The 24,011-nt window shown below is 70.3% G+C and carries 24 protein-coding genes; 13 read left to right on the top strand and 11 right to left on the bottom strand.

Translation table 11 applies throughout. The annotated features are described in order from the left end of the window. Nucleotides 1-1,420, top strand: a 1,420-nt coding sequence (locus G3I19_RS19350; protein WP_164264902.1) for an FUSC family protein, incomplete at its 5' end; no start/stop codon positions are given. Between the two features lie 36 nt (nt 1,421-1,456). On the opposite strand, the gene G3I19_RS19345 is transcribed toward G3I19_RS19350, so the two are convergent. Continuing rightward, nucleotides 1,457-1,951 (bottom strand): hypothetical protein, encoded by a 495-nt coding sequence (locus G3I19_RS19345; protein WP_164264901.1) that lies wholly within the window; start codon nt 1,949-1,951, stop codon nt 1,457-1,459. Between the two features lie 259 nt (nt 1,952-2,210). On the opposite strand from G3I19_RS19345, the gene G3I19_RS19340 reads away from it, so the two are divergent. After that, nucleotides 2,211-2,456 (top strand): DUF397 domain-containing protein, encoded by a 246-nt coding sequence (locus tag G3I19_RS19340; protein ID WP_343235146.1) that lies wholly within the window; start codon nt 2,211-2,213, stop codon nt 2,454-2,456. A 178-nt stretch (nt 2,457-2,634) separates the two neighbouring features. Here the strand turns inward: G3I19_RS19340 and G3I19_RS19335 are convergent, their stop codons facing one another. Then, on the bottom strand, nt 2,635-3,501 hold the full coding sequence (locus tag G3I19_RS19335) for a LysR family transcriptional regulator (RefSeq protein ID WP_164264900.1): 867 nt from the start codon (nt 3,499-3,501) through the stop codon (nt 2,635-2,637). A gap of 113 nt (nt 3,502-3,614) precedes the next feature. On the opposite strand from G3I19_RS19335, the gene G3I19_RS19330 reads away from it, so the two are divergent. Next, the gene (locus G3I19_RS19330) at nt 3,615-4,607 is read left to right on the top strand and encodes an MBL fold metallo-hydrolase (protein ID WP_164264899.1); all 993 of its coding nucleotides are present in this window, start codon (nt 3,615-3,617) and stop codon (nt 4,605-4,607) included. 149 nt (nt 4,608-4,756) lie between these two features. Here the strand turns inward: G3I19_RS19330 and G3I19_RS19325 are convergent, their stop codons facing one another. Then, the gene (locus G3I19_RS19325) at nt 4,757-5,248 is read right to left on the bottom strand and encodes an ATP-binding protein (protein ID WP_164264898.1); all 492 of its coding nucleotides are present in this window, start codon (nt 5,246-5,248) and stop codon (nt 4,757-4,759) included. A 290-nt stretch (nt 5,249-5,538) separates the two neighbouring features. Here G3I19_RS19325 and G3I19_RS19320 point away from each other — a divergent pair, with 290 nt between their 5' ends. The 3 genes from G3I19_RS19320 (at nt 5,539) to G3I19_RS19310 (ending at nt 8,672) form a co-directional block, all read left to right on the top strand. Continuing rightward, nucleotides 5,539-6,432 carry a helix-turn-helix transcriptional regulator gene (locus tag G3I19_RS19320; RefSeq protein ID WP_164264897.1) on the top strand — a complete coding sequence of 298 codons (894 nt, stop codon included), beginning with the start codon at nt 5,539-5,541 and terminating at the stop codon, nt 6,430-6,432. An 80-nt stretch (nt 6,433-6,512) separates the two neighbouring features. Further along, on the top strand, nt 6,513-7,970 hold the full coding sequence (locus G3I19_RS19315) for an aldehyde dehydrogenase family protein (protein WP_164264896.1): 1,458 nt from the start codon (nt 6,513-6,515) through the stop codon (nt 7,968-7,970). A gap of 60 nt (nt 7,971-8,030) precedes the next feature. Then, nucleotides 8,031-8,672 carry a PadR family transcriptional regulator gene (locus G3I19_RS19310; protein WP_164264895.1) on the top strand — a complete coding sequence of 214 codons (642 nt, stop codon included), beginning with the start codon at nt 8,031-8,033 and terminating at the stop codon, nt 8,670-8,672. Nucleotides 8,673-8,715: 43 nt separating this feature from the next. On the opposite strand, the gene G3I19_RS19305 is transcribed toward G3I19_RS19310, so the two are convergent. Both G3I19_RS19305 and G3I19_RS19300 read right to left on the bottom strand, forming a co-directional pair. Then, nucleotides 8,716-10,137 (bottom strand): glutamate decarboxylase, encoded by a 1,422-nt coding sequence (locus tag G3I19_RS19305; protein ID WP_164264894.1) that lies wholly within the window; start codon nt 10,135-10,137, stop codon nt 8,716-8,718. A gap of 66 nt (nt 10,138-10,203) precedes the next feature. Continuing rightward, nucleotides 10,204-10,569 carry a YbjQ family protein gene (locus tag G3I19_RS19300; RefSeq protein WP_164264893.1) on the bottom strand — a complete coding sequence of 122 codons (366 nt, stop codon included), beginning with the start codon at nt 10,567-10,569 and terminating at the stop codon, nt 10,204-10,206. Nucleotides 10,570-10,723: 154 nt separating this feature from the next. Between G3I19_RS19300 and G3I19_RS19295 the strand changes: the two genes are divergently transcribed. Beyond that, entirely contained in the window at nt 10,724-11,425 is a 702-nt protein-coding gene (locus G3I19_RS19295) for a VTT domain-containing protein (protein ID WP_164264892.1), read from the top strand. 89 nt (nt 11,426-11,514) lie between these two features. On the opposite strand, the gene G3I19_RS19290 is transcribed toward G3I19_RS19295, so the two are convergent. After that, nucleotides 11,515-13,167, bottom strand: coding sequence for a threonine/serine exporter family protein (locus tag G3I19_RS19290; RefSeq protein ID WP_164264891.1), 1,653 nt, complete (start codon nt 13,165-13,167; stop codon nt 11,515-11,517). 149 nt (nt 13,168-13,316) lie between these two features. Then, nucleotides 13,317-13,811: an inorganic diphosphatase gene (locus tag G3I19_RS19285; RefSeq protein WP_164264904.1), complete on the bottom strand. Its 495-nt coding sequence runs from the start codon at nt 13,809-13,811 to the stop codon at nt 13,317-13,319. Nucleotides 13,812-13,919: 108 nt separating this feature from the next. Between G3I19_RS19285 and dacB the strand changes: the two genes are divergently transcribed. The 6 genes from dacB (at nt 13,920) to folE (ending at nt 21,490) form a co-directional block, all read left to right on the top strand. Then, on the top strand, nt 13,920-15,395 hold the full coding sequence (gene dacB / locus G3I19_RS19280; protein WP_164264890.1) for a D-alanyl-D-alanine carboxypeptidase/D-alanyl-D-alanine-endopeptidase: 1,476 nt from the start codon (nt 13,920-13,922) through the stop codon (nt 15,393-15,395). Between the two features lie 84 nt (nt 15,396-15,479). After that, nucleotides 15,480-16,625 carry a zinc-dependent metalloprotease gene (locus G3I19_RS19275; protein WP_164264889.1) on the top strand — a complete coding sequence of 382 codons (1,146 nt, stop codon included), beginning with the start codon at nt 15,480-15,482 and terminating at the stop codon, nt 16,623-16,625. Between the two features lie 170 nt (nt 16,626-16,795). Further along, nucleotides 16,796-17,908, top strand: a complete 1,113-nt coding sequence (gene tilS, locus G3I19_RS19270; RefSeq protein WP_164264888.1) for a tRNA lysidine(34) synthetase TilS — start codon at nt 16,796-16,798, stop codon at nt 17,906-17,908. A gap of 64 nt (nt 17,909-17,972) precedes the next feature. Continuing rightward, nucleotides 17,973-18,512: a hypoxanthine phosphoribosyltransferase gene (gene hpt / locus G3I19_RS19265; RefSeq protein ID WP_164264903.1), complete on the top strand. Its 540-nt coding sequence runs from the start codon at nt 17,973-17,975 to the stop codon at nt 18,510-18,512. 219 nt (nt 18,513-18,731) lie between these two features. Continuing rightward, nucleotides 18,732-20,774 carry an ATP-dependent zinc metalloprotease FtsH gene (gene ftsH, locus G3I19_RS19260; protein ID WP_164264887.1) on the top strand — a complete coding sequence of 681 codons (2,043 nt, stop codon included), beginning with the start codon at nt 18,732-18,734 and terminating at the stop codon, nt 20,772-20,774. A gap of 110 nt (nt 20,775-20,884) precedes the next feature. Continuing rightward, a complete protein-coding gene (gene folE, locus G3I19_RS19255; protein ID WP_164264886.1) occupies nt 20,885-21,490 on the top strand; it encodes a GTP cyclohydrolase I FolE in 606 nt (201 codons plus the stop codon). A gap of 19 nt (nt 21,491-21,509) precedes the next feature. Here the strand turns inward: folE and G3I19_RS19250 are convergent, their stop codons facing one another. The 4 genes from G3I19_RS19250 to G3I19_RS19235 all read right to left on the bottom strand — a co-directional run bounded on the left by G3I19_RS19250 (nt 21,510) and on the right by G3I19_RS19235 (nt 23,900). Then, nucleotides 21,510-21,992: a DUF3180 domain-containing protein gene (locus G3I19_RS19250; RefSeq protein ID WP_164264885.1), complete on the bottom strand. Its 483-nt coding sequence runs from the start codon at nt 21,990-21,992 to the stop codon at nt 21,510-21,512. 139 nt (nt 21,993-22,131) lie between these two features. Then, the gene (gene folK, locus G3I19_RS19245; RefSeq protein WP_164264884.1) at nt 22,132-22,743 is read right to left on the bottom strand and encodes a 2-amino-4-hydroxy-6-hydroxymethyldihydropteridine diphosphokinase; all 612 of its coding nucleotides are present in this window, start codon (nt 22,741-22,743) and stop codon (nt 22,132-22,134) included. Beyond that, nucleotides 22,740-23,099, bottom strand: a complete 360-nt coding sequence (folB, locus tag G3I19_RS19240; RefSeq protein ID WP_164264883.1) for a dihydroneopterin aldolase — start codon at nt 23,097-23,099, stop codon at nt 22,740-22,742. The genes folK and folB overlap by 4 nt, the downstream gene beginning before the upstream one ends. A gap of 321 nt (nt 23,100-23,420) precedes the next feature. Beyond that, entirely contained in the window at nt 23,421-23,900 is a 480-nt protein-coding gene (locus tag G3I19_RS19235; RefSeq protein WP_164264882.1) for a nuclear transport factor 2 family protein, read from the bottom strand. Between the last annotated feature and the right edge of the window lie 111 nt (nt 23,901-24,011).

Genomic DNA, 24,011 nt, shown 5'->3' with positions numbered 1-24,011 from the left:
CCCGGCCGAACTGCACGGCACCCGCGGTATCGCCGAGCGGGTCAGGCCCGTGCTCGCCTCGCTCGCCGACCCGGCCGTCGGCGCCGCGTCGGAAGGGCCCGAGCGCGAACGGGTCCTGCAACTCCTGGCGGCGGCCGGCTCCGTACTGGACACCGCGGCCCACGCCGTCCGGCACGGCGAACCGGTGGTCATCTCCGCCCCGGCCCTCGCCGTACTGGAGGCCCCCGACAACGCCGACGTGCTCACCGGCCCCGCCCGTCGCGCCGCCGCCCGGCTGGCGACCCTGCTCCGCGACGTCGTCGAGACAGCCCAGGGCGAGGGCACCACGAACGACACCGAGCCACTGGTGCGGCCCACGCTGGTACGGATGGCCCCGGTCGTCCTGCGGACCATGCGCAAGGAACTGCACCACCACGACTCGCCCGTCCTGCGCCACGCGATCCGCACCGCGGTGGTCGCGGCGGTGGGCTATCTCATCGGCGTCGCCCTTCCGTTCGGGCACGGCTACTGGGTGCCGCTGGCCTCGGTGATGGTGATGCGCCCGGCGTTCTCACAGACGTACGGCCGCGCCGTGGCCCGCTTCGGCGGCACACTCGTCGGCGTGACGATCGCCACCGCCGTCGTCCAGCTGGCGCACCCCGGCCCGTATCCGTCCGGGGCGCTCGCGGTGGTCTGCGCGGGGCTGATGTTCCTTCTGATGCGCACCGGATACGCGGCCAGCTCGGCCTGCGTCTCCGCCTATGTGGTCTTCCTCCTCGGCATGAGCGGACTCGGCGTCGAGCAGACCGTCCGGGACCGGGTGCTGCTCACCCTGATCGGCGGGCTGCTCGCGATGATCGCGTACGCCGTCTATCCGGCCTGGGAGACACCCAGGCTGCGCAACCGGCTCGCCGACTGGCTGCTCGCCGACGGCCGTTACGCGGCGGCGGTCGTCGCGCACTACGCCGACCCGGCCGGGGCCCGCAGGACCGATGTCCGCGACGCGGTGCTGGCCGCGCGTACCGCCAGGATCGCCTGGCAGGAGGCCCTGGAGCGGGCCACCCACGAACCGGTGCGCCACCGCGGCCTCTCCCGGTCGGCCGCGGCCGACGCCGAGGAGGCGATGGCGCAGCTGGGCCGGGCCGCCATGCTGATGGAGGCCCATCTGCCCGGCCGCTCCACCACCCCCGTACCGGCGGCGCGCGAGGTCGCGGACGCGCTCCTGCACGCGGTCGAGCGGGGCGCCAAGGACATCAGGCAGCGGCGCGTCCCGCACTGGGACGAGGTACGCGAGAATCTCGCCGCGTGGGACGGCGAGGGCGTACCCGACCAGGTCGTACGCAGCGGTGCCGGGCTGCTCCTCGACACCCTCGACGAACTCACCGCGGCCCTGGACGAGGAGGCGCCGCGGCCCCGTCCCGCCCCGGCGGAAGACGCTTAGGAGTCCGCGCCAGGGCTTCGGATCAAGGACTCGGCATCAGGACTTCGGCATCTGCAGCCCGTCCGGGAGCTTCGTCTTCCCGTCGGTCTTCTTGAAGGTGTCCTTGATCCCGGCATCCCACGACACCGTCATCGTCGTGCCGTCGACGGACTCGATCGACCCCATGGTGCGGTCGTTGTTGCCGTCGGGGCACTTGAGGGACAGCATCGGCTTGCCCATGTCCGCGACCGTGCCGGTGCAGACGTGCTGGCCCGCGATGGCGGCCTGCTTGCCCTGGATCACCAGCGCGGTGGACTTGCCGCCGGTCGTGGCGAGCCAACTGCCCTCGATGTCACCGGCCTTCGCACCGGCACCGCCACCCGCACCGCCGCCGCTGGACGCGGAGGGCGCCGGGGTGGCGGTGGCGGCGCCCTTGCCCTGGTCCTTGGAGGAGTCGGAGCTCTTGCTGTCGCTGCTGGAACACCCGCTGATCACGAGCGCGGCGGCAAGGCCGGTGACCGTGATGCCGGTGATGCGTACGAACCTGTTCATTTACTGATCCCCCTGGTGTGGATGACGGACCGCGACAAGCTACCAGGGAGCCGGATCGGGGATTGGCGCGTCCCAGTGCATGAGGAACGTTTCAGCGGCAAGGCTGTAGTGGACCGAACACCCCGCGTGCACGTGCATCTGCTCATGCATATGCAAGTGAACACAGCTATGATCCAGGACAGTTGATACCTGTACTTCCGTACGTCCGTACTCCGGTGCCGCGTACTTCTGCACTATCTGCACTACCCGGGAGCGACCTGTGCACCACGCGTACAACGGCATGGCGGCCACAGCACTTCACGGGGTCATCTGGCAGAAGAGCGAGCTGAGCAACTCGCAGGGCTCGTGCGTGGAGTTCGCCAGACTGCCCGGCGGAGACGTGGCGGTACGCAACTCACGCCACCCCGACGGCCCGGCTCTTGTCTACACGACGGCCGAGATAGCGGCGATGCTGCACGGCGCGAAGGCGGGGGAGTTCGACCACCTGGTCGCGGAACAGGGCTGAGGGCACGGCCTACGCCCACCACGGAGAACGCGAGGGCGATCGCTGGCTGAGGTGGAACGCAACTGGTGCCAACGGCCTTCGTTCTCCGATGCAACGCCAAGTGCTCAGGCTCGCACTCGTATCGGCGGTGGAGCCTCGCTCAGAGCTGTCCGGTTCCGTAGCTCATCCGCGCCGCAGCTCATCGGTCACACGGCCGGCCGGCGATGTCGATCAGGCCGAGGACGAGTTCGTCGGGCTCTCCGGCCCGCCAGGCCAGTGCCACGCGGCTGGGGCGGTGGCCGGTGACGGGTACGAAGCTGATGCCCGGGGTCGCGTGGTGGTGGGCCGCGGCTGCCGGGAGCAGGCCGATGGCTGACTGCCACACGACCGCGTGCAGGCACTCGCCGATCGTGGTCACCACCGGCGGGTCCGGATCGTCGGAGCCGGCCGCGAGCCAGAAGTCGCGCCACTGCGGGTCGGCCCCCGGCGGCAGCCGGAACGTCGTGCGTCCGCGCAGGTCGGAGATGTCGATCCGGGCCGAGCCGGCCAGCGGGTCGCTGGACGGCATGGCGGCCACCAGCGGTTCTTCGTGGAGGACCCGGACGGCAAGGCCCGCCGTGTCGAAGGGCAGGCGGGTGAGGGCCATATCGACCTGCCCCGTGCGCAAGCCCGCGCTCGGATCGGCCAGGCCGCACTCCCGCAGCCGGACGGCCGCCCGCGGATACCGCCGGCGGAAGGTCTCCCGCATCCCGGCGTCGAGGGCCGCTCCCGCGCCGGCGACCGCGCCGACGACGACCGTGCGGTGTCCGGCGCTCCGCCGCACCTTCTCCTTCACCCGCTCGGCGTGTTCCAGCAGTTCCTTCGCCTCGTCGAGCAGGGCCCGGCCGCTGTCCGTGAGCAGCACACCTCGCGGGGAGCGTTCCAGCAGCCGGCAGCCGAGTTCCTCCTCCAGCTCCCGGATGCGCCGGCTCAGCGGCGGCTGCGACATGTGCAGCCGGGCGGCGGCGCGGCCGAAGTGCAGTTCCTCGGCCACAGCGACGAAGTACCCCAGCTGCCGGAAGTCCATGACCGGCCACGATACCGAGACGCCCGGAGCGATACGGAATCGGTCCTGGACCCGGCGGCCCGGGACGCGGTGACATCGGTGCGGTACCGGACCGATGCCACCGAGGAGGAAACATGCACGTCAAGCTGGCGCCGGTCGACAGCGCACGGGTGACGACGCTGATCGACAATTCCAGCGACGCCCTGCTGCCGGACGGACGTCTCGTGAGGCGGTGGGGCCTGGCCGGGGCCGGATCCGGCGCGCCCCTGCCCGTAGCACCGGCCGGACTCACCACCGAGGGCACCACGGTCGATGTCCTCCGGGCCGAGCACGGGTTCTCGGCGATGGTGGAGATCAGCACAGGCGGCCGCGACCGGCGGATCCTCTTCGGCGCCGGAGCGACCACCGACGGTCTGACCGGCAACCTCGACCGCCTCGGCATTCACCCGGACACGTTCGAGGCCATCGTCCTCAGCCACGGTCACTTCGACCACGTCAACGGTCTGCACGGACTCGTACGCAGACTGGGCCGGTCCGCCATGCCGGTGCTCCTGCACCCCGACGCGTGGCGACGGCGCCGGATCGCCGGCCCCGGCGGTGTGCTGGACCTCCCGACGCCCAGCCGCGGCGCCATCGAAGGGGCCGGCTTCACGGTCATCGAGGACCGGCGCCCGTCCTTGCTGCTGGACGACTTCCTCCTGCTCACCGGAGAAGTCGAACGCAGTACTGACTTCGAGACGGGGATGCCCGGCCACCAGGCTTGCCTCGCAGGGGACTGGGGCCCGGACGAGCTCATCGAGGACGACCAGGCCCTCGTGCTCAACATTCGGGGCAAGGGGCTGGTGATCCTGACCGGATGCGGACACGCGGGGATCGTCAACCTCGTACGGCATGCCAGGAAAGTGACGGGAAACCAGCGGGTGTACGGGGTGCTGGGCGGCCTGCACCTGCGGTTCGGGCCGGTCGTCGACCGGACGATCGACGAGTTGGCCGCCGCGGCGCCCGAAGTGGTGGTCCCGGCGCACTGCACCAGCTGGGCGGCGCAGCAGGCACTGGCGACCCGGCTGCCCGACGCCTTCCTGCCGAACTCGGTCGGCAGTACCTTCCTGCTGGGCGAGGAACGTTGACCTGGCGAGGAGCGCTGACTCGGTGAGGAGGTCCGGCCCCTGCCTCGGCCGTCCGTTGTCCCCCGGCCCTCGGTTCTCGTCCCCCCGGCCTTCGTCCCCCGGTTCTCGTCCGTCGGGACCGTTGGTGCGACCCCGAAACGATCGGTCGGTTACTGCTCCCCCTGCAACCGGAACAGCGCCCAGACCACCTTCCCGTGCAGCGTCCCCGCCAGCGGGTGCCAGCCCCAGCTGTCGGCGAAGGAGTCCACCAGGAAGAGGCCCCGGCCCGACTCGGCCGCGAAGTCGTCCGTCGGGCGGGCGGCAGGCGCGCCGTCGCTCGGGTCCCGTACCGCGCACACCAGGCGGGAGGTCCACCGCATCAGATGCAGCCGCACCGGGGCGTCCTCGTCGCGCGGGGCGTCCGTCGGCAGGGCGTGGCGCAGGGCGTTGGTGACGAGTTCCGAGACCACCAGCGCGACATCGTCGAACCGTTCGCACAGGCCCCACGACGTGAGCGTCGACTTGGTGAAGTGCCGTGCTCCCCGCACCGCTTCGAACTTCGGCGGCAGAGCGCAGGAGGCGGAACCGGACACGGACGAGGGGTCGATCGGAGGAAGGCCCTGCCTCAACGGCTCGAGCATGGCCGATCCATTCGTCCCCATGCGAGGCACTCCCCGGTTTCGCGGCCGTAGCCAGCGTGCGGTGGTACGAGAACGCAGGTGCGCGGGGCCCATGGTTCCGAATGCGTACGGCAGATGCAAGGGCAGATGCACGTGCACGCGCCTGACTTGAGCGGCCCCGTGCCGGTTCTGGCGCATTTCTTCTTGCGCTCTTCCGGCGCCCATCTGCCCTTCGCCTGCCGGGCTTTGCTCTTTCTGTAATCGATCGAGTACAGGGCGGAGCGTTTTAGTGGCAGACTGCCCCCCACATCACGACCGGGGAGGGTTGGAAAGTGTCAGCAGGCGAGTCCTGGGGGTCTTCCCAGACGCTGAGCACCGGAGGTGGGTCCGTCGTACGGCGCATCCTCCTGGGCTCACAGCTCAGACGGCTGCGCGATTCACTCGGGATCACCCGGGAGGCCGCCGGATACTCGATCCGGGCCTCGGAGTCCAAGATCAGCCGCATGGAGTTGGGACGGGTGAGCTTCAAGTCCAGGGACGTCGAGGACCTCCTCACGCTCTACGGAGTGCTCGACGCGACCGAGCGCGAGGCGCTGCTGGGCCTCGCCAAGGAGGCCAACCTCGCGGGCTGGTGGCACAGTTACGGCGATGTGCTGCCCGGCTGGTTCCAGACGTACATCGGCCTCGAAGGCGCTGCCTCGCTGATCCGTGCGTACGAAGTGCAGTTCGTGCACGGCCTGTTGCAGACCGAGGCGTACGCCCACGCGGTCGTCACCCGGGGCAACGCGGACGCGCCGGCCGCCGACATCGACCGCCGGGTCGCGCTGCGCCTGGAGCGCCAGAAGGTCCTGGTCGCCGAGCACGCGCCGCAGTTGCACGCCGTGCTCGACGAATCGGCCCTGCGCCGCCCGTACGGCCAACGGGACGTGATGCGCGGCCAGTTGGAGCATCTCATCGAGATGTCCGAGCGGGAGAACATCACGCTCCAGGTGATGCCGTTCAGCTTCGGCGGGCACGCGGGCGAGAGCGGATCCTTCGCGATGCTGCGCTTCCCCGAGTCGGATCTGTCGGACCTCGTCTATCTGGAGCAGCTGACCGGCTCCCTCTACCTCGACAAGGGAGAGGAAGTCGCCCAGTACGAAAGGGCGATGACCCAGCTCCAGCAGGACAGCCCGCCGCCGGAAGACACCCGCGCCATCATCAGGGACATCCTTCGCACCACGTGAAACGCACGTACGATGAGATGCCATCAGGCCCTTGGGCGTCATGAGCATCTGCGCGCGCGGCAGCGGCAGTTAGGGATTTCATGTCCTTCTTCAGCGAGCTTGCTCTTCAGTACATCGACGGTGAGTGGAAGCCCGGCAGCGGCTCCTGGGACATCATCGACTTCAACCCGTACGACGAGACGAAGCTGGCCGCGGTCACCGTGGCCACAGCCGCCGAGGTGGACCAGGCGTACCGCGCCGCCGAACGCGCCCAGGAGACCTGGGCCGCGACGAACCCCTACACCCGCCGCACCGTCTTCGAACGCGCCCTGCGCATCATCGAGGAGCGCGAGGACGAGATAGCCGACGCCATCGTCACCGAGCTGGGCGGCACCCGGCTGAAGGCCGCCTTCGAGCTGCACCTCACCAAGGAGTTCCTGCGCGAGGCCGTGCAGCTGGCGCTGCGCCCCGAAGGCCGCATCATCGCCTCCCCGGTCGACGGCAAGGAGAACCGCGTCTACCGCGTCCCGGTCGGCGTCGTGGGTGTCATCAGCCCGTTCAACTTCCCCTTCCTGCTCTCCATGAAGTCGGTCGCCCCGGCGCTGGCCCTCGGCAACGCCGTGGTCCTCAAACCGCACCAGAACACCCCGGTCTGCGGCGGCACCCTGCTGGCCAAGGTGTTCGAGGAGGCGGGACTGCCGGCCGGCCTGCTGAACGTGGTGGTCACCGACATCGCCGAGATCGGCGACGCGCTGCTCACCCACCCGGTGCCCAAGGTCATCTCGTTCACCGGCTCCGACAAGGTCGGCCAGCACGTCGCCACGGTCTGCGCGGCGCACTTCAAGCACGCCGTCCTCGAACTCGGCGGCAACAGCGCGCTGATCGTGCTGGACGACGCCGACATCGACTACGCGGTCGACGCGGCGGTCTTCAGCCGCTACGTGCACCAGGGCCAGGTCTGTATGGCCGCCAACCGCATCCTGGTGGACCGCGCTGTGGAGCAGGAGTTCACCGAGAAGTTCGTCGCCAAGGTGAAGACGCTCAGGACCGGCGACCCGGCCGACCCCGCCACCCACATCGGTCCGCTCATCAACGCCTCGCAGGCCGAGGCCGTCACCTCCGTCGTCGAGCAGGCGGTGGCCGCCGGGGCGACGGCCCTGGTGCACGGGCGCGCCGAGGGCAGCCTGGTCTCGCCCACGGTCCTGACCGGACTCGCCGCCGATGCGCCGGCGCTCCAGCAGGAGATCTTCGGCCCGGTGGCGCTGCTCGTCCCGTTCGACGGGGAGGACGAGGCGGTCCGTATCGCCAACGACACCCCGTACGGCCTGAGCGGCGCGGTGCACACCGGTGACGTCGAGCGCGGTGTCCGCCTCGCCCGCCGGGTGCGTACCGGCATGATCCACATCAACGACGGCACCGTGCACGACGAGCCGATCGTCCCCTTCGGCGGCGAGAAGCGCTCGGGCCTCGGCCGGCTGAACGGCGACTCCATGGTCGACGTGTTCACCACCCAGCAGTGGATCTCGATCCAGCACGGGCGCAGCAGCTTCCCGTTCTGAGGTCACGGGCAGGCCCCGGAGTCAAGCGACAGGGCCTGGGACAGCCCTTAGGCTGGCCCCATGTCAGCGATCCGTCTGCTCGTCCTCGGAGCGGTCCGCCAGCACGGGAGGGCACACGGCTATCAGGTCCGCAACGACCTGGAGTACTGGGGCGCCCACGAGTGGTCCAACGCCAAGCCGGGGTCGATCTACCACGCCCTGAAGCAGCTGGCGAAGCAGGGCATGCTGCTGGCCAACGAGACCGCTCCGAGCACGGCGGGCGGCCCGCCGCGCACCGAGTACGAGATGACCCCGGCGGGCCGGGAGGAGTACCTCAGGCTGCTCAGGGAGGCGCTCGTCACCTACGACCAGAAGATGGACGTCATGTCGGCCGCGCTCGGCTGCATTGTCGACCTGGAGCGTGCCGAGGCCGTGGAGCTCCTGAAGGAACGCCTGCGGGCGACGGAGACCTGGCGGGCCTCGGTCACCGCGCACTACATCCCCGAGGGCGGCCCGCAACAGCTCGGCCACATCGGCGAGATCATGAACCTCTGGGTGCACACGGCGGACGCCGGGGCCGAGTGGACCCGCGGGCTGATCGCGCGGATCGAGGGCGGCGCGTACGTCTTCGCGGGGGAGGGCGAGCCGTTCGTGGGCGTTCTCGCCGAGGGCGAGGAGAACCCGTACGCGAACGGCGGGCCGCACCCGGGGGACGACGCCTGACGGGTGCGGCGCGCGCTGTTCAGCGGCTGGCCCAGTGGCCGATTCAGTGGTGGAAGGCCGTGGCCTCCGCCTTGCTCCGCTCCAACGGCGCCGACTGCCGCCGCAGTTCGGGCAGCAGTGACTCCAGGTCGTCGAGCAGCAGATCGGACAGGTCCTCGGAGAACCCGTTGCGGCAGACCACCCGCAGCACCGACAGGTCCTGCCGGTTCTCCGGGAAGGTGTACGCGGGCACCAGCCACCCCCGTTCGCGCAGCCGCCGCGACACGTCGAACACGTCAAAGCTCGTGGTGTCGTCCGTGGTGGTGAAGGCGAAGACCGGCAGCTCGTTGCCCCGGGTGAGCAGCCGGAAGTCGCCGAGCGCCTCGATCCGGCCGGCCAGCCCCTGCGCCACGTCGCGGGTGGCCTGCTGGACGGCCCGGTACCCCTCCTTGCCCAGCCGCAGGAACGTGTAGTACTGCGCCACCACCTGCGCGCCCGGCCGGGAGAAGTTGAGGGCGAAGGTCGGCATGTCGCCGCCCAGGTAGTTGACCCGGAAGACCAGTTCCTCGGGCAGTTCCTCAGGCGAGCGCCACAGCGCCCAGCCGACACCCGGGTAGACCAGGCCGTACTTGTGGCCCGACGTGTTGATGGACGAGACCCGGGGCAGCCGGAAGTCCCAGGCCAGGTCGGTGTCGAGGAAGGGAGCGACCATCGCTCCCGAGGCCCCGTCGACATGCACGGGGATGTCGAGCCCGGTGCGCTCCTGGAGGGCGTCCAGAGCCGCGCAGAGCTCGGCGACCGGCTCGTACGACCCGTCGAAGGTGGAGCCGAGCACGGCCACCACCCCGATGGTGTTCTCGTCGCAGAGGTCGGCGGCGGCCTGCGGGTCCAGGTGGTAGCGGTCGCCCTCCATGGGGACCTGCCGCGCCTCGACCTCCCAGAAGTTGCAGAACTTCTCCCAGCAGACCTGGACGTTGACGCCCATGACGAGGTTCGGCCGCGCGGTGGCCGGATAGCGGTCGGCGTTCCGCTTCGCCCAGCGCCGCTTGAACGCCATACCGGCCAGCATGCACGCCTCGCTGGAACCGGTCGTCGAACAGCCCACGGTGGTCGTGGGATCCGGCGCGTTCCACAGGTCGGCGAGCATCGCCACACAGCGCCGCTCCAGCTCGGCGGTGCGCGGGTACTCGTCCTTGTCGATCATGTTCTTGTCCCGGCACTCCGCGAGGAGCACCCCCGCCTGCGGCTCCATCCAGGTGGTGACGAAGGTGGCCAGATTGAGCCGGGAGTTGCCGTCCAGCATCAGCTCGTCATGGACCAGCTGGTACGCGCTCGTCGGCGGCAGCGCGCTGTCGGGGAGCCGGTGCTTGGGCGGGGCGGTGTCCATGCCGCCGACGGGGTTCGCCTCGCCGAAGAAGGGGTTCACGGCGATGGTGCGCTGTTTCCCGGTGTCGTCCGACCCGTTCGCGCCTCGGTGCAGTGGCATGGTTCGCGTTCGCCTTCCTCGTCAGGGCTTTCCTCGTCAGGGCTGCTCGTCCGTACAGACCCGCCGTCACTGCTTGGCGAGCATGACGGCCGTGCCGTACGCGCACACCTCGGTACCGATGTCCGCCGCCTCGGTGACGTCGAACCGCATCGCGAGCACCCCGTTGGCGCCCCGCGCGCGGGCCTGCTCGATCAACCGCTCCATCGCCTGGTTACGGGTTTCCACCAGGGTCTTCGTCAGCCCCTTGAGCTCGCCGCCGATCATCGACTTCAGACCGGCGCCGATCTGGCTGCCCAGATGGCGGGAGCGGACTGTGAGGCCGAACACCTCGCCGACCACCTGCTGGACCGTGTATCCGGGGACGTCGTTCGTCGTGACGACCAGGACGTCGGCCTGGGGCCACTGGCCGCCGCCGTAATCCTCGATGCTCATCCGGCATCACCTCCTGGTGATCACCTTGCCCGATAATCCGTGTACCGCACCCGCGCGGAGGCGATGGAACCAGGAACCGCGCGCGGGCGTTGATAACTTTGGCCAGCCATTACCCGCATGACCCATGCCGACTGACCCCAGGAGCCCGGAACCCGTGACTACTCTCGCGCTCGGACCGAGCTGGATGGACCCGGACTATCTGATCAGCACCTTCGGGGTGGCCGGTCTGCTGGTGATCGTCTTCGCCGAGTCCGGCCTGCTGATCGGCTTCTTCCTGCCGGGCGACTCCCTGCTGTTCACCAGCGGTCTTCTCGTCACCACGGGCAAGCTCGGCACCCCGCTCTGGCTGCTCTGTGTGCTGGTGGCCATCGCCGCTGTGGCGGGCGACCAGGTGGGCTATCTGTTCGGCCGCAAGGTCGGGCCCTCGCTCTTCCGGCGCCCGGACTCCAAGCTCTTCAAGCAGGAGAACGTCGAGAAGGCGCACGACTTCTTCGAGAAGTACGGCCCGAAGTCGCTGGTGCTGGCCCGCTTCGTGCCCATCGTGCGGACGTTCACGCCGATCATCGCGGGCGTGAGCCGGATGAACTACCGCTCGTTCGTGATCTTCAACCTCATCGGCGGCACGCTCTGGGGCGTGGGCGTCACCCTGCTGGGCGCCGGGCTCGGCAAGGTCGCGTTCGTCAACGCGCACATCGAGCTGATCCTCGTCGCGATCGTCCTGGTGTCGGTGGTGCCGATCGCGATCGAGTACCTGCGCTCGCGCGGCAAGGCGAACCGGGAGGGCGCACCGGCGGCCGACGCACGGGACGGCGAGGCCCCCGGCGGCACCCAGCGCCGCCGGCACGCCAAGCGGTAGCCCGCAGGCGCCGGTCCGGAACACCGGCGCCTCGACCCGCGGCGCCCCGACCTCGGTTCCTCGACCCGCGGCGCCCCGACCTCGGCGCCTCAGAACCCGCGGGTGCGCTTCGCGGCCCTGCGCTGCCCGCCGACCACGCCGGGTGCCTTCATGAAGAGCCGGGAGATCTCACCACCGAGGTTCACCCCGACCGCGATGGCCAGCGCCAGCGCGGCCGCCTTGGTCACCGAGGCCAGCCCCCTGTTGACGTCGCTGTGCGCGAAGTACAGCATCCCGAAGTACGTCGCGGAGCCGGGCAGCAGCGGCCCGATCGCCGCCGTCACATACGGCAGGGCCGACGCGTACCGGTAGCGCGAGAACAGCTGCCCGAACAGACCCACGAGTCCGGCCGCGACGGCGGTGGACGGCACTGCCGAGATGTGCCCCGCGTAGTGCAGCGCCCCGTAGACGATCCAGGCCACCCCGCCGTTCAGCGTCACGATCAGCACCGTCGAGCGGTCCTGCTGGAGCAGGATCGCGAAGGCGAAGGTCAGCAGCATCGCGGCGAAGATCTGGATGACGGGCCTGTTGACGCCCGTCAGCGCCGCCTCGGCGTTGAGCTGGTTGGCGCCGAACTGGAGCCCCAGCCAGATCACGATCAGCACGCCGATGACGATCGAGATGAAGAAGTAGACGACTTCGAGCAACCGCGCGGACGCGGTGATGTAGTAGCCGGTCAGCCCGTCCTGGACACCCGCGACCAGCGCCCGCCCCGGCAGCAGGGCGAACAGCCCACCGGTGATGACGGCGGAGGCGCGCAGATCGGGCACGTGGGCGAGGGTGAGCGCCACCCCCACCGCGGCGGGCGGCATCGCGGCCACCGCGAACTGGTAGAACTCCGGCAGCCCGCGCCCGGCGAGCAGCCAGGCCAGCCGGTCGCCGAGCATCGCGCCCACCATCGCCGCGACGAAGACCAGCGCGCCACCGCCGACCAGCACCGAGGCCCCGCCGGCGAGCAGCCCGTTGGCGGTCGTCAGCGCCCAGCCCGGATAGGGGTGCCGGTTACGGCGGATCCCGGCCAGGCCGCGGTACGCCTCCTCCAGCGAGACATCGACGTCCTCGGACGTGATGTCGTCGATGAGGTGGTAGACGGCCGCCAGCCGGGTGTAGTCGGTGCCCCGGCGGCGTACGGTACGGCTCGCCGTCACCGGGTCGTCCACGAGTGAGGGCTGGTGCGAGATCGACAGCAGGGTGAAGGTGACGGTCGGCTCGCAGCGTTCGAGCCCGTACGCCTGGGTGACGCCGAACATCGCCGCTTCCACGTCCTCGGCGCCCTCGCCGCCCGCGAGCAGCAACTCCCCGATACGCAGCGTCAGGTCGAGCACGCGCGGCACGGCGGGGCCCGACTCGTCGTCCTGCTTCTGCGCGGCCTCCATCGCCGGCCGCTCATGGACCGGGATCCGCAGCATGGTGCGCATCCGGTCCTGCCAGGGCGCCTCCTTGGCCAGCTTGATCATGGGGAAGCCATGGGCCGGGGTGAAGGCGGGCGGCGAGTTCTGGGCGCTGTACGTCTGGGGCGGGGTGAAGGCCGAGCCCTCCGGCTCGGACGGCGTCTCGGCGGCCAGCCCGGGCGGCACGGCGAACTCGGATGTGGTCGAGGAGTCCTCGGGGGGCGGGGTGCCCGTGCCCGTCGGCGGCACGAACGCACTCCGTACCTCGTCCGACTGCGGCTTGCGGTCCTCGGGACCGTCCGTCTCAGCCACTCGCTCAGCTCCCACCTCTCCCGTACCTGATCAGCGCCTGCCCAGTATGCGCACGGATACCGGCCGTACCGCCTCCGGACGCACTGCGGGCGGTGCGCCCGTGAGGGAACGCACCGCCCGCAGCGGCAGTCTCGGAGAGCGGACCGGTCTCAGTGCGACCCGCCCTGCGCCTGGAGGCGCTTGTACGAGTTCTCGACCTCGGCCTCGGCGTCGGCGCGGCCGACCCAGTCGGCGCCCTCGACGGACTTGCCGGGCTCCAGGTCCTTGTAGACCTCGAAGAAGTGCTGGATCTCCAGGCGGTCGAACTCCGACACGTGGTGGATGTCGCGCAGGTGCTCCACCCGGGGGTCGGACGCCGGGACGCAGAGCAGCTTGTCGTCGCCGCCCGCCTCGTCGGTCATCCGGAACATGCCGATCGCGCGGCACTTGATGACACAGCCGGGGAAGGTCGGCTCGTCCAGCAGGACAAGGGCGTCCAGCGGGTCGCCGTCCTCGCCGAGGGTGTTCTCGACGAATCCGTAGTCCGCGGGGTAGCTGGTCGAGGTGAAGAGGCGACGGTCCAGACGGATCCGGCCGGTCTCGTGGTCCACCTCGTACTTGTTCCGCGAACCCTTCGGAATCTCGATGGTGACGTCGAACTCCACGGGTGGCTCCTCCATGATCAACACGAACTTCGGGTGGTGCTGCGTCCTGCCGGACCGGCCGGATGCCGCGCACACGGCAAACGCAGTGGTTAAGTGTCCCCCACGACGATGTGTGATCGCGAAAGGGGCTGCTCCGAGGTGCCGGTGCCGAAGGTGACGACGTGGCAACTCTCGGCGGGCTCCGCCGTGATCGGTCTCGCGCTCGCGGCCGGGCTGATCGCGGCGTCCGGACCCTGGGACTCAGGCCAGCGTAAGGCCGAGCGGGACTGGGCCGCCGCCCGGGACCTGACAGGTGGCGCAGATCACGGAAGCCCCGCGCACGGCGCGGGCCCGGCGCCCGCGCCCAGCGCGCCCGGCGTACTGGCGGCGCTCGGCAGCAGCTCCGCGCCGACCGGCAAGGGGCTCGGCAAGGCGCTCGGTCATCTGATGGACGACCCGGCGCTCGGCCCCACCGCGGGCGGGGTGGTCGTCGACGCGGCCACCGGCAGGCGGCTCTACGGGTCGGAAGCCGACCGGCCCATGACCCCCGCCTCCACCGTGAAGCTCGCGACGATGACCGCCGGGCTCTCCGCGCTCGGCCCCGACCACCGCATCGCCACCACCGTCACCGCGAGCCCCGACGGGAAACGGCTCACCCTCAAGGGCGGCGGCGACCCCACGCTCGACCGGGACGGCCTGCGCACGCTCGCCGACGCCACGGCCAAGGCGCTGCACGAGCGGGGCGTCAGCTCCGTCCGTATCGCGTACGACACCTCGCTCTACTCGGGGCCGCTGCTGCACCCCATCGGCCCCAACGACAACATCGCCCCGGTCAGCGCCCTCATGACGGACGAAGGGCGGCTGGACGGCGGCTCCTCCTCCGGCTCGTCCGGCTCGTCCCCGGAGAAGGCGGACCACGGGCCGGCCCCGCGTACCGGCGACCCGGCGGGCGACACCGCCCGTACGTTCGCCTCGCTGCTGGCCGACCGGTCGGTCCACTGCAAGGGCGCGCCGTCGCCTGGGAAGTCCCCGAAGGACGCGAAGCCGGTCGCGACGACGTACTCCGCGCCGCTCTCGGCGCTGGTCGAGCGGGCGCTGACCAACAGCGACAACGACATCGCGGAGGCCGTCGCCCGGCAGACCGCGCTCGCCGCGCACGAACCCGCGAGCTTCGCGGGCGCCGGCCGGGCCGTCCTGGACCGGCTGAAGAAGCTCGGCCTGCCGCTGGCCGGGGCGCACTTCGCCGACGGCAGCGGGCTGAACCGGCAGGACAAGGTCTCACCGGCCCTGCTCGCCACCCTCCTCACCCGGGCGGGCGACCCGGCCCACCCCGAACTGCGCCCGATCCTCACCGGGCTGCCGGTCGCCGGATTCACCGGCACGCTCGACGAGCGCTACACGGACCCGGCGGGCGCCGGCGGTCTCATCCACGCCAAGACCGGCACCCTGACCGGGGTGAACACGCTGGCCGGGACGGTGGTGGACGCCCGGGGCAGACTGCTGGCCTTCGCGTTCATGGCGTCGCACACCGCGTCCCCGACCGCGGCCCAGTCGGCGCTCGACCGCCTCGGCACCGCCGTGGCGTCCTGCGGCTGCACGGGCTGAGGCGGGCCGGGCTCCGGCGGTACGGGCCGGGGCAGCAGGTGCAACACCTCACCGTCCGCGGATCCGAGAACGTACGGTTGACGCATGACGCGCATCGGTGGTGCCGAGATGGTCGACTGGAACCTCGCGACGGCGACTGCGACCCGCTTCGCAAAGCAGGGTCCTGACGTCAGCAGGGACGAGGCCCGGGCGGTGGTGGCGGAGCTGCGCAGGCACGCCAAGTCCGCCGAGGAGCATGTCCGCGCCTTCACCCGGATGATCCCCGAGGGCACGGACCTGGAGGACACACCGGTCCTGGTGGTGGACCGGGCGGGATGGGTCAAGGCCAACGTCGCGGGCTTCCGCGAGGTCCTGAAGCCCCTCCTCGAGAAGATGCAGGACCGCCGCGGCAGCTCGCCCGGCGGTGCCGTGCTCGGCGCGGTGGGCGGCAAGGTCACCGGCGTCGAGCTGGGCATGCTGCTGTCGTTCCTCTCCTCCAGGGTGCTCGGGCAGTACGAGACGTTCGCCCCCGCCGGACGCGACCTCCCCGGATCGGCGGGCACCGGCGGCCGGCTGCTGCTGGTCGCGCCGAACATCGTCCATGTGGAGCGCGAGCTGGAGGTCGACCCGCACGACTTCCGGCTCTGGGTCTGCCTGCACGAGGAGACCCACCGCACCCAGTTCACCGGCGTGCCCTGGCTGCGCGACCATCTGGAGGGCGAAATCCAGTCGTTCCTGGAGGAGACCGAGGTCGACCCGATGACCGTCCTGGAGCGGCTGCGCGAGGCCGCCCAGTCGTTCGCGGGCAACCGGCCGGCGGACTCCGACAGCGCGGACGGCGACGGCGGCAGCTCCCTCGTCGAACTGGTCCAGACCCCCGCCCAGCGGGACATCCTGGGCCGGCTCACCGCGGTGATGTCGCTCCTCGAAGGACACGCGGACTACGTGATGGACGGCGTCGGCCCGCAGGTCGTGCCGTCGGTCGACGACATCCGTGAGAAGTTCCAGAAGCGCAGGGCACAGGGGGCGGGCCGTCTCGACCAGGCACTTCGCAAGCTGCTCGGCCTGGACGCCAAGCTCCGCCAGTACCGCGACGGCGAGCGCTTCGTACGGGCCGTGGTCGAACAGGTCGGCATGGACGGCTTCAACCGCGTCTGGACCTCGCCGAACACCCTGCCCACCAAGGCGGAGATCGCCGCACCGGCGGACTGGATCGCGCGGGTGCACGGTAAGGGCGACGCGGCGCTCTGACCCGGCCACGGCAGAAGTACGCCGTGGTAATCACCCATCCGAGGGACCGTGGGCGAGGAGTTGGCGTGCGATGCTCGGGTATCGGCCTGGTTCTGTCACCATCTATGCACTCTGTGTGACGCAGCCGTCCACCCGAGGCACCCCCCCAACTCCACCGAAGGGCACCGGATATGGGTCCCCATCCTGCGGTCGCAGCGATACGCCTGGCGGTCCGCCGCGTACTCCACGACGTACTCAACGAACAGACGGCCATCGACGGAACCCCGGCCCCCGCGACCGCGCAGGGCCGAGCCACCGGCGAACGGACCGGACGCCCGGAGGCTCCGCACTCCCCGGGCGCACGCCCCACAGGCACCCCGTCCGAGCAGCACCGGCCACTGGTGCTGGTCGCATGCTCCGGTGGCGCCGACTCCATGGCGCTCGCCTCGGCCCTGGCCTTCGAGGCCCGCAAACTCGGCGTCCGCGCGGGCGGCGTCACCATCGACCACGGCCTCCAGGACGGCTCGGAATCCCGCGCCGCCGAAGTCGTCTCCCGGCTCACCGGCCTCGGGCTCGACCCGGTGGAATCCGTCGCCGTGACCGTCGGCAGGGACGGCGGACCCGAGGCCGCGGCCAGGGACGCCAGGTACGCCGCGCTGGACGCCGTGGCGGAGCGCAGCGGCGCCGCGGCCGTCCTCCTCGGCCACACCAGGGACGACCAGGCGGAGACCGTCCTGCTCGGCCTCGCCCGCGGCTCCGGCATCCGCTCCCTGTCCGGTATGGCGGCCGTCTCGGGGGCGGCCGGCCGGTACCGCAGGCCCTTCCTCCAGCTCGACCGCCAGACGGCCCGCAAGGCATGTCTCGTCCAGCACCTCCCGGTCTGGGACGACCCGCACAACGCGGACCCCTCGTACACCCGCTCGCGGCTGCGCCACGAAGGGCTGCCCGCCCTGGAGAAGTCACTCGGCAAAGGGGTCGTCGAAGCCCTGGCCCGCACCGCACGCCTCTCCCGCGACGACGCCGACGCACTGGACGCCTGGGCCGCGAACGCCGAGGAGGCGGCCAGGGACGACGCCGGGCAGCTGGAGTGCGCCAAGCTCTACGCCCTGCCGCCCGCCGTCCGCAGCCGGGTGCTGCGCCGCTCGGCCATCGCCGCGGGCTCGCCCGCCGGTTCTCTCTTCGCCCGCCACATCGAGGAGATTGACCGGCTGATCACCGGCTGGCGCGGCCAGGGCGCCATCAACCTCCCCGGCCGGGTCGAGGCTCAGCGGCAGGGTGGCAGACTGGTTATCCGGCAAGGCTGACGCAGAGCTGCGCCGCAAGCCGAAGCACAAGCAACTGAAAGTGGCCCGGGTGAACGAGAAAGACATGGGCACCGACCTCGCGTCGGTGCTCATCACCAAGGAAGAGATCGACGCCAAGCTCGCGGAGCTGGCCGCGAAGATCGACGCGGAGTACGCGGGCAAGGATCTGCTGCTCGTCGGTGTTCTCAAGGGCGCCGTGATGGTGATGGCCGACCTGGCCCGTGCGCTGTCCTCGTCGGTCACGATGGACTGGATGGCGGTGTCGTCGTACGGCGCGGGCACCCAGTCGTCGGGCGTCGTCCGGATCCTCAAGGACCTGGACACCGACATCAAGGGCAAGCACGTCCTGATCGTCGAGGACATCATCGACTCGGGTCTGACTCTCTCCTGGCTGCTGTCGAACCTCGGATCCCGTGAGCCGGCCTCGCTGGAGGTCTGCACGCTGCTCCGCAAGCCGGAAGCGGCGAAGGTCGCACTCGAAGTGAAGTGGGCCGGGTTCGACATCCCGAATGAGTTCGTCGTCGGATACGGACTCGACTACGCCGAGAAGTACCGCAATCTCCCCTTTGTCGGCACACTGGCTCCGCACGTGTACGGCGGCTGACACCCCGTCCGGCTCTGCCGGGCGGTCCCGGCATTCAGCCGTGAGCCGAACGGGAACCCTCACCTATTTCCCGCCGTTGGAGCAGGGGAAGGCAGGTTCGTCGGCACTCCCGTGAGGTCGCGGGCGGCAATGCTGGGGTACCGTCCGAAGAACAGTCTTTACTCACAGCAGCATTTACCTACGGGCAGGAGGGACGGGGCGTAGTTCCGCCCCGTATGGATGGACGTGAAGCGATACTTCCGTGGGCCGGTCATGTGGATCGTGCTGGCCGTCCTCGCCGTGGTCGTGTTGATGCAGGTCGTCGGCTCGTCGGGCGGCTACAAGTCAGTGGACACCTCCAAGGTCGTCCAGGCGATCGACAAGAACCAGGTCGAGCAGGCCAAGGTCACGACTGGTGACGAGAACGTCATCAAGATCGAGCTGAAGAACGGCCAGAAGCTGAACGGCGAGTCGGGCGGCAAGTTCCAGGCGAACTACATCGGCGACGCGCAGGGCACCGCCCTCGCCGCCAAGCTGCAGAGCAAGGTCGACAGCGGCGACATCGCGAAGGGCTACACGGTCTCGCCGTCGAAGCAGAACCCCTTCGTCGGGATCCTGCTCTCGCTGCTGCCCTTCGTACTCATCGTCGTGGTCTTCCTGTTTCTGATGAATCAGATGCAGGGCGGCGGCTCCAAGGTCATGCAGTTCGGCAAGTCAAAGGCCAAGCTGATCACCAAGGACACCCCCAAGACGACCTTCTCCGATGTGGCGGGGTCCGACGAGGCTGTCGAAGAGCTCCATGAGATCAAGGAGTTCCTGCAGGAGCCGGCGAAGTTCCAGGCCGTCGGCGCCAAGATTCCCAAGGGCGTCCTGCTGTACGGGCCGCCGGGAACGGGCAAGACGCTGCTTGCGCGCGCCGTCGCGGGCGAGGCGGGCGTCCCGTTCTACTCGATCTCCGGTTCCGACTTCGTCGAGATGTTCGTCGGTGTCGGTGCCTCCCGAGTGCGTGACCTCTTCGAGCAGGCCAAGGCGAACGCTCCGGCGATCGTCTTCGTCGACGAGATCGACGCCGTCGGCCGGCACCGCGGTGCGGGCCTCGGCGGTGGCCACGACGAGCGCGAGCAGACGCTGAACCAGCTGCTCGTGGAGATGGACGGCTTCGACGTGAAGGGCGGGGTCATCCTGATCGCCGCCACCAACCGGCCGGACATCCTGGACCCGGCGCTGCTGCGTCCCGGCCGTTTCGACCGGCAGATCGCGGTCGACCGTCCGGACATGCAGGGCCGCCTGGAGATCCTCAAGGTTCACCAGAAGGGCAAGCCGGTCGCTCAGGACGTCGATCTGAGCGCGGTCGCCCGTCGTACGCCCGGCTTCACCGGTGCCGACCTGGCCAACGTGCTGAACGAAGCGGCGCTCCTCACGGCGCGCGGCAACCAGAAGCTCGTGGACAACGAAGCGCTGGACGAGGCGATCGACCGTGTCGTGGCGGGCCCGCAGAAGCGGACCCGGATCATGTCCGACAAGGAGAAGAAGATCACCGCGTACCACGAGGGCGGACACGCCCTGGTCGCGGCGGCTTCCCCGAACTCGGACCCGGTCCACAAGATCACGATCCTCTCCAGAGGCCGTGCTCTCGGCTACACGATGGTCCTGCCCGACGAGGACAAGTACTCGACCACGCGTAACGAGATGCTCGACCAGCTGGCGTACATGCTGGGCGGGCGCGCGGCCGAGGAGCTCGTCTTCCACGACCCGACCACGGGCGCGGCGAACGACATCGAGAAGGCCACGGCCACCGCTCGCGCGATGGTCACGCAGTACGGCATGACCGAGCGCCTGGGCGCGATCAAGTTCGGTGGCGACAACACCGAGCCGTTCGTGGGCCGGGAGATGGGTCATCAGCGCGACTACTCGGAAGAGGTCGCGGCGCTGGTCGACGAAGAGGTCAAGAAGCTCATCGAGACCGCGCACAACGAGGCGTGGGAGATCCTCGTCGAGAACCGCGACGTTCTCGACAACCTGGTCCTCCAGCTCCTCGAGAAGGAGACGCTGAACAAGGAGCAGATCGCCGAGGTCTTCTCCGGCATCGTGAAGCGTCCGGCCCGCCCGGCGTGGACCGGCTCCAATCGGCGTACGCCTTCGACGCGCCCGCCCGTGCTCTCCCCGAGGGAGCTGGCGCTCACCAACGGCGCCGTCGGTGCGGTCACCGCGGGTACCAACGGCACGACCCCCTCGGACGGCGGCGGCATCGAGGCCGTCCCCGAGGACCGGCCGGAGAGCTGACCCGAGCGCTGCCCCGGAGCCCTTCCGTACCGGCAGCCCCGGAATGCAAGCCGCGTCCCCCAGGTTCTAGCCTGGGGGACGCGGCATTTTCTTTGAGGAGCGAGGCACAGATGACCGACCCGATAACGCTGGACGGCGCGAGCCAGATCCGCGAGTTCGACGAGAAGCGGGCCGAGAATGCCGTACGGGAGCTGCTCATCGCCGTGGGGGAGGACCCGGACCGTGAGGGGCTGCTGGAGACACCGGCCCGGGTGGCGCGCGCGTACAAGGAGATCTTCGCCGGTCTGCGGCAGAAGCCCGAGGACGTGCTGACGACGACGTTCGACCTGGGGCACGACGAGATGGTCCTGGTCAAGGACATCGAGGTGCAGAGCCACTGCGAGCACCATCTGGTGCCGTTCACCGGCGTCGCCCACGTCGGTTACATCCCGTCGTCCGACGGGAAGATCACCGGCCTGTCGAAACTGGCCCGGCTCGTCGACGTCTTCGCCCGGCGCCCCCAGGTCCAGGAGCGGCTGACCACGCAGGTGGCGGAGTCGCTGATGAAGATACTGGAGCCGCGCGGGGTGATCGTGGTCATCGAGTGCGAGCACATGTGCATGACGATGCGCGGTGTCCGGAAGCCCGGAGCGAAGACGATCACGTCGGCGGTCCGCGGCCAGCTGCGCGACCCGGCGACCCGGGCCGAGGCGATGAGCCTGATCATGGCGCGCTGAGCACGGACCGGCCGAGCGGTCAGGCGGACGCGCCCTGACCGTTGTGGTCCTCGTCGTCCGGGAGCTTGCACACCCGCTCCAGGAAGAACGCGGCGGCGACCACCCCGACCCCCGCCACCAGCGAGAAACCGGCGTAGATCGCCTGGTCCCTGCGGGCCGGGTCGTCGAGGTGGCTGAGCAGATAGACGCCCGTGCCGCCGTACATCCCGCAGACCAGCGCCGCCACCAGCGCACTGGCCTGGGCGAAGACCACCGCCCGCGCCGCCATCAGCGGGTCCACGCCCTTCGCGCCGGGACGGCGCTCCCGCTGCGCTCGCAGCCGGGCGCGGAGCGAGAGCGCCGTGGCGAGCAGGACCACCGCGATGGCGGCCAGCACGATGGGCGCGGCGAGCGGCACGCTCGGCAGGGTGCCCACCGCGTTCCACAGCCGGGCGCCCGCCCAGGAGAGCACTCCGGCGACGACGAACAGGCCGGCCAGCACACCGAGCCGTAGTTGCTTCACGTGACGTTGCTCTTCACTGCTCTGCTCTTCACCGCTCTGCTCTTCATTCTGCTTGTCCCTGTCTGCCCCGGCCCCGGGCGCGGAGCCGTCCCTGTGACGGCGCCCGGACACCCCGGAGCGGCCCCCCAGAGGCTAACGGCTACTCGGGCAGGCAGAGTTCCAGATCGGCGCGGGGCAGTACACCTTCTCGGTCGACCGACGTCAGCAGCTCGGCCACCGGGCCGCGGCCCGGCACCTCGGCCGCCGGGTCCACGTCGTGCCACGGCACCAGGACGAAGGCCCGCTGGTGCGCGCGGGGGTGCGGGAGCGTCAGCACCGGGTCGTCGGAGACCACGTCCGCGTACGCCAGGATGTCCACGTCGATGGTGCGGGGGCCCCAGCGCTCCTCGCGTACCCGGTCGAAGGCTTCCTCGATGGCCTGGCCGCGCTCCAGGAGCGAGTCGGGCGGCAGCGTCGTCTTCACGACGACCACCGCGTTGAAGTACGAGGGCTGCGAGCCGGGGTCGACGCCCCAGGGCTCTGTCTCGTACACCGGGGAGACGGCCTTGACCCGCAGGCCCGGAGTGTCCTCCAGGGCGTCGATGGCGCCCTGCAGGGTCTCCAGACGGTTGCCGAGGTTGGCACCGAGGGAGATCACGGCCCGTTTGGGATTGGACAGCGTCACATCCGCCGCGTCGACCTGGGCGACCACGGAGGCCGGTACCGGCTGTACGGTCGGGTCGCTCTGCGGCTCGCTGGGAAACACGGTCATACTCGGCTCCGGATGATGGTGATGGTCACGTCGTCGAAGGGGACGGTGATCGGGGCATCCGGCTTGTGCACGACCACCTCGACCTCCTCGACGCCTTCGTGCTTGAGGCACTGCTGGGCGATCCGCTCCGCCAGGGTCTCGATGAGATCGACCGGCTCGCCCCGGACGACGTCGACGACCTCCTCCGCCACCACGCCGTAGTGCACGGTCTTCGTCAGGTCGTCGTCGGCCGCCGCGGGGCGGGTGTCGAGGCCGAGCACCAGATCCACGATGAAGGTCTGGCCCTCCGCGCGTTCCCTCGGGAAGACGCCATGGTTCCCACGGGCCTTGAGGCCGCGCAGCGCGACACGATCCACGCGAATCACTCCTGCTGTTCGTCGGTAGGCGGGCCTGAGCCGAATGCGGTCGGCGTGGCCCACACATTCGAATCTACCTGCGGCTACCGACAGCACCCGGTCACGGGGGCTGCGGTCACGGTTCTGAGCGGGTGATATTCGCCCCTACCCTCGGCGGCGGAGCTGAACCCTGCGGGCCCCAGGAACTCCCCGAACCGATGAATCCGGTGCCGTCAGGTGCCGTCAGGTGCCGTCCGGCCGGCCCTGTGCCCTCCGATGCCATCCCGCAGGAGCCGCAGGTGCCGGAGGAGAGCGCAGGGCCGCAGAGCGGCCCGGCCGGCCTCAGGCGGGGGTCTCGTCTCCCTCGGCCGGGCCTTCGCCGCCCTCGCCCTCGCCGCCCTCGCCGGTCTCGGCGAGCACGGGCGAGCCGTGGTGGGACCAGAGCTTCCAGCCCTCCGGCGTCCGGCGGAACGCGTTCGTGGCCACCACCAGCTGCCCGACCAGCGGGCCCAGCTCACCGGCCTCCTCGGCGGGGCCCCCGCTGAGGATGTTCTCGGTGCAGGTGACCAGCGCGGTGTCGTCGATGATGCTGACCACCACATCGGTCAGGAAGAACTGGATGTACTCCGTGTTCGCCATGATCAGCGCGTACGACCTGAGGACGTCACCGCGCCCGGAGAGCACCGGCCAGCCGGGGTGGACGCAGGAGATCTCGTCCTCCAGCCAGAGGGTGGACAGCGCGTCGAAGTCGCCCCGCTCCATCGTCTCGTAGAAGGCCGTGTTGGCGAGCTCGACCTCTTCCACGTCGGTGGCCGCCGTCATGCGGCGCCCTCGACGGCGCGGGCCACGCGGACCGCGTCGGCCGTGGCCCGTACCTCGTGGACCCGGACGGCCCAGGCGCCCGCGTGCGCGGCGAGCGCGGAGACCGCGGCG

Source organism: Streptomyces sp. SID10853 (genome assembly GCF_010548145.1).
In the GTDB taxonomy this organism is placed as follows: domain Bacteria; phylum Actinomycetota; class Actinomycetes; order Streptomycetales; family Streptomycetaceae; genus Streptomyces.
Note: the sequence above shows the minus strand (reverse complement) of the source record. Positions and strands in the feature narration are given on the sequence as shown.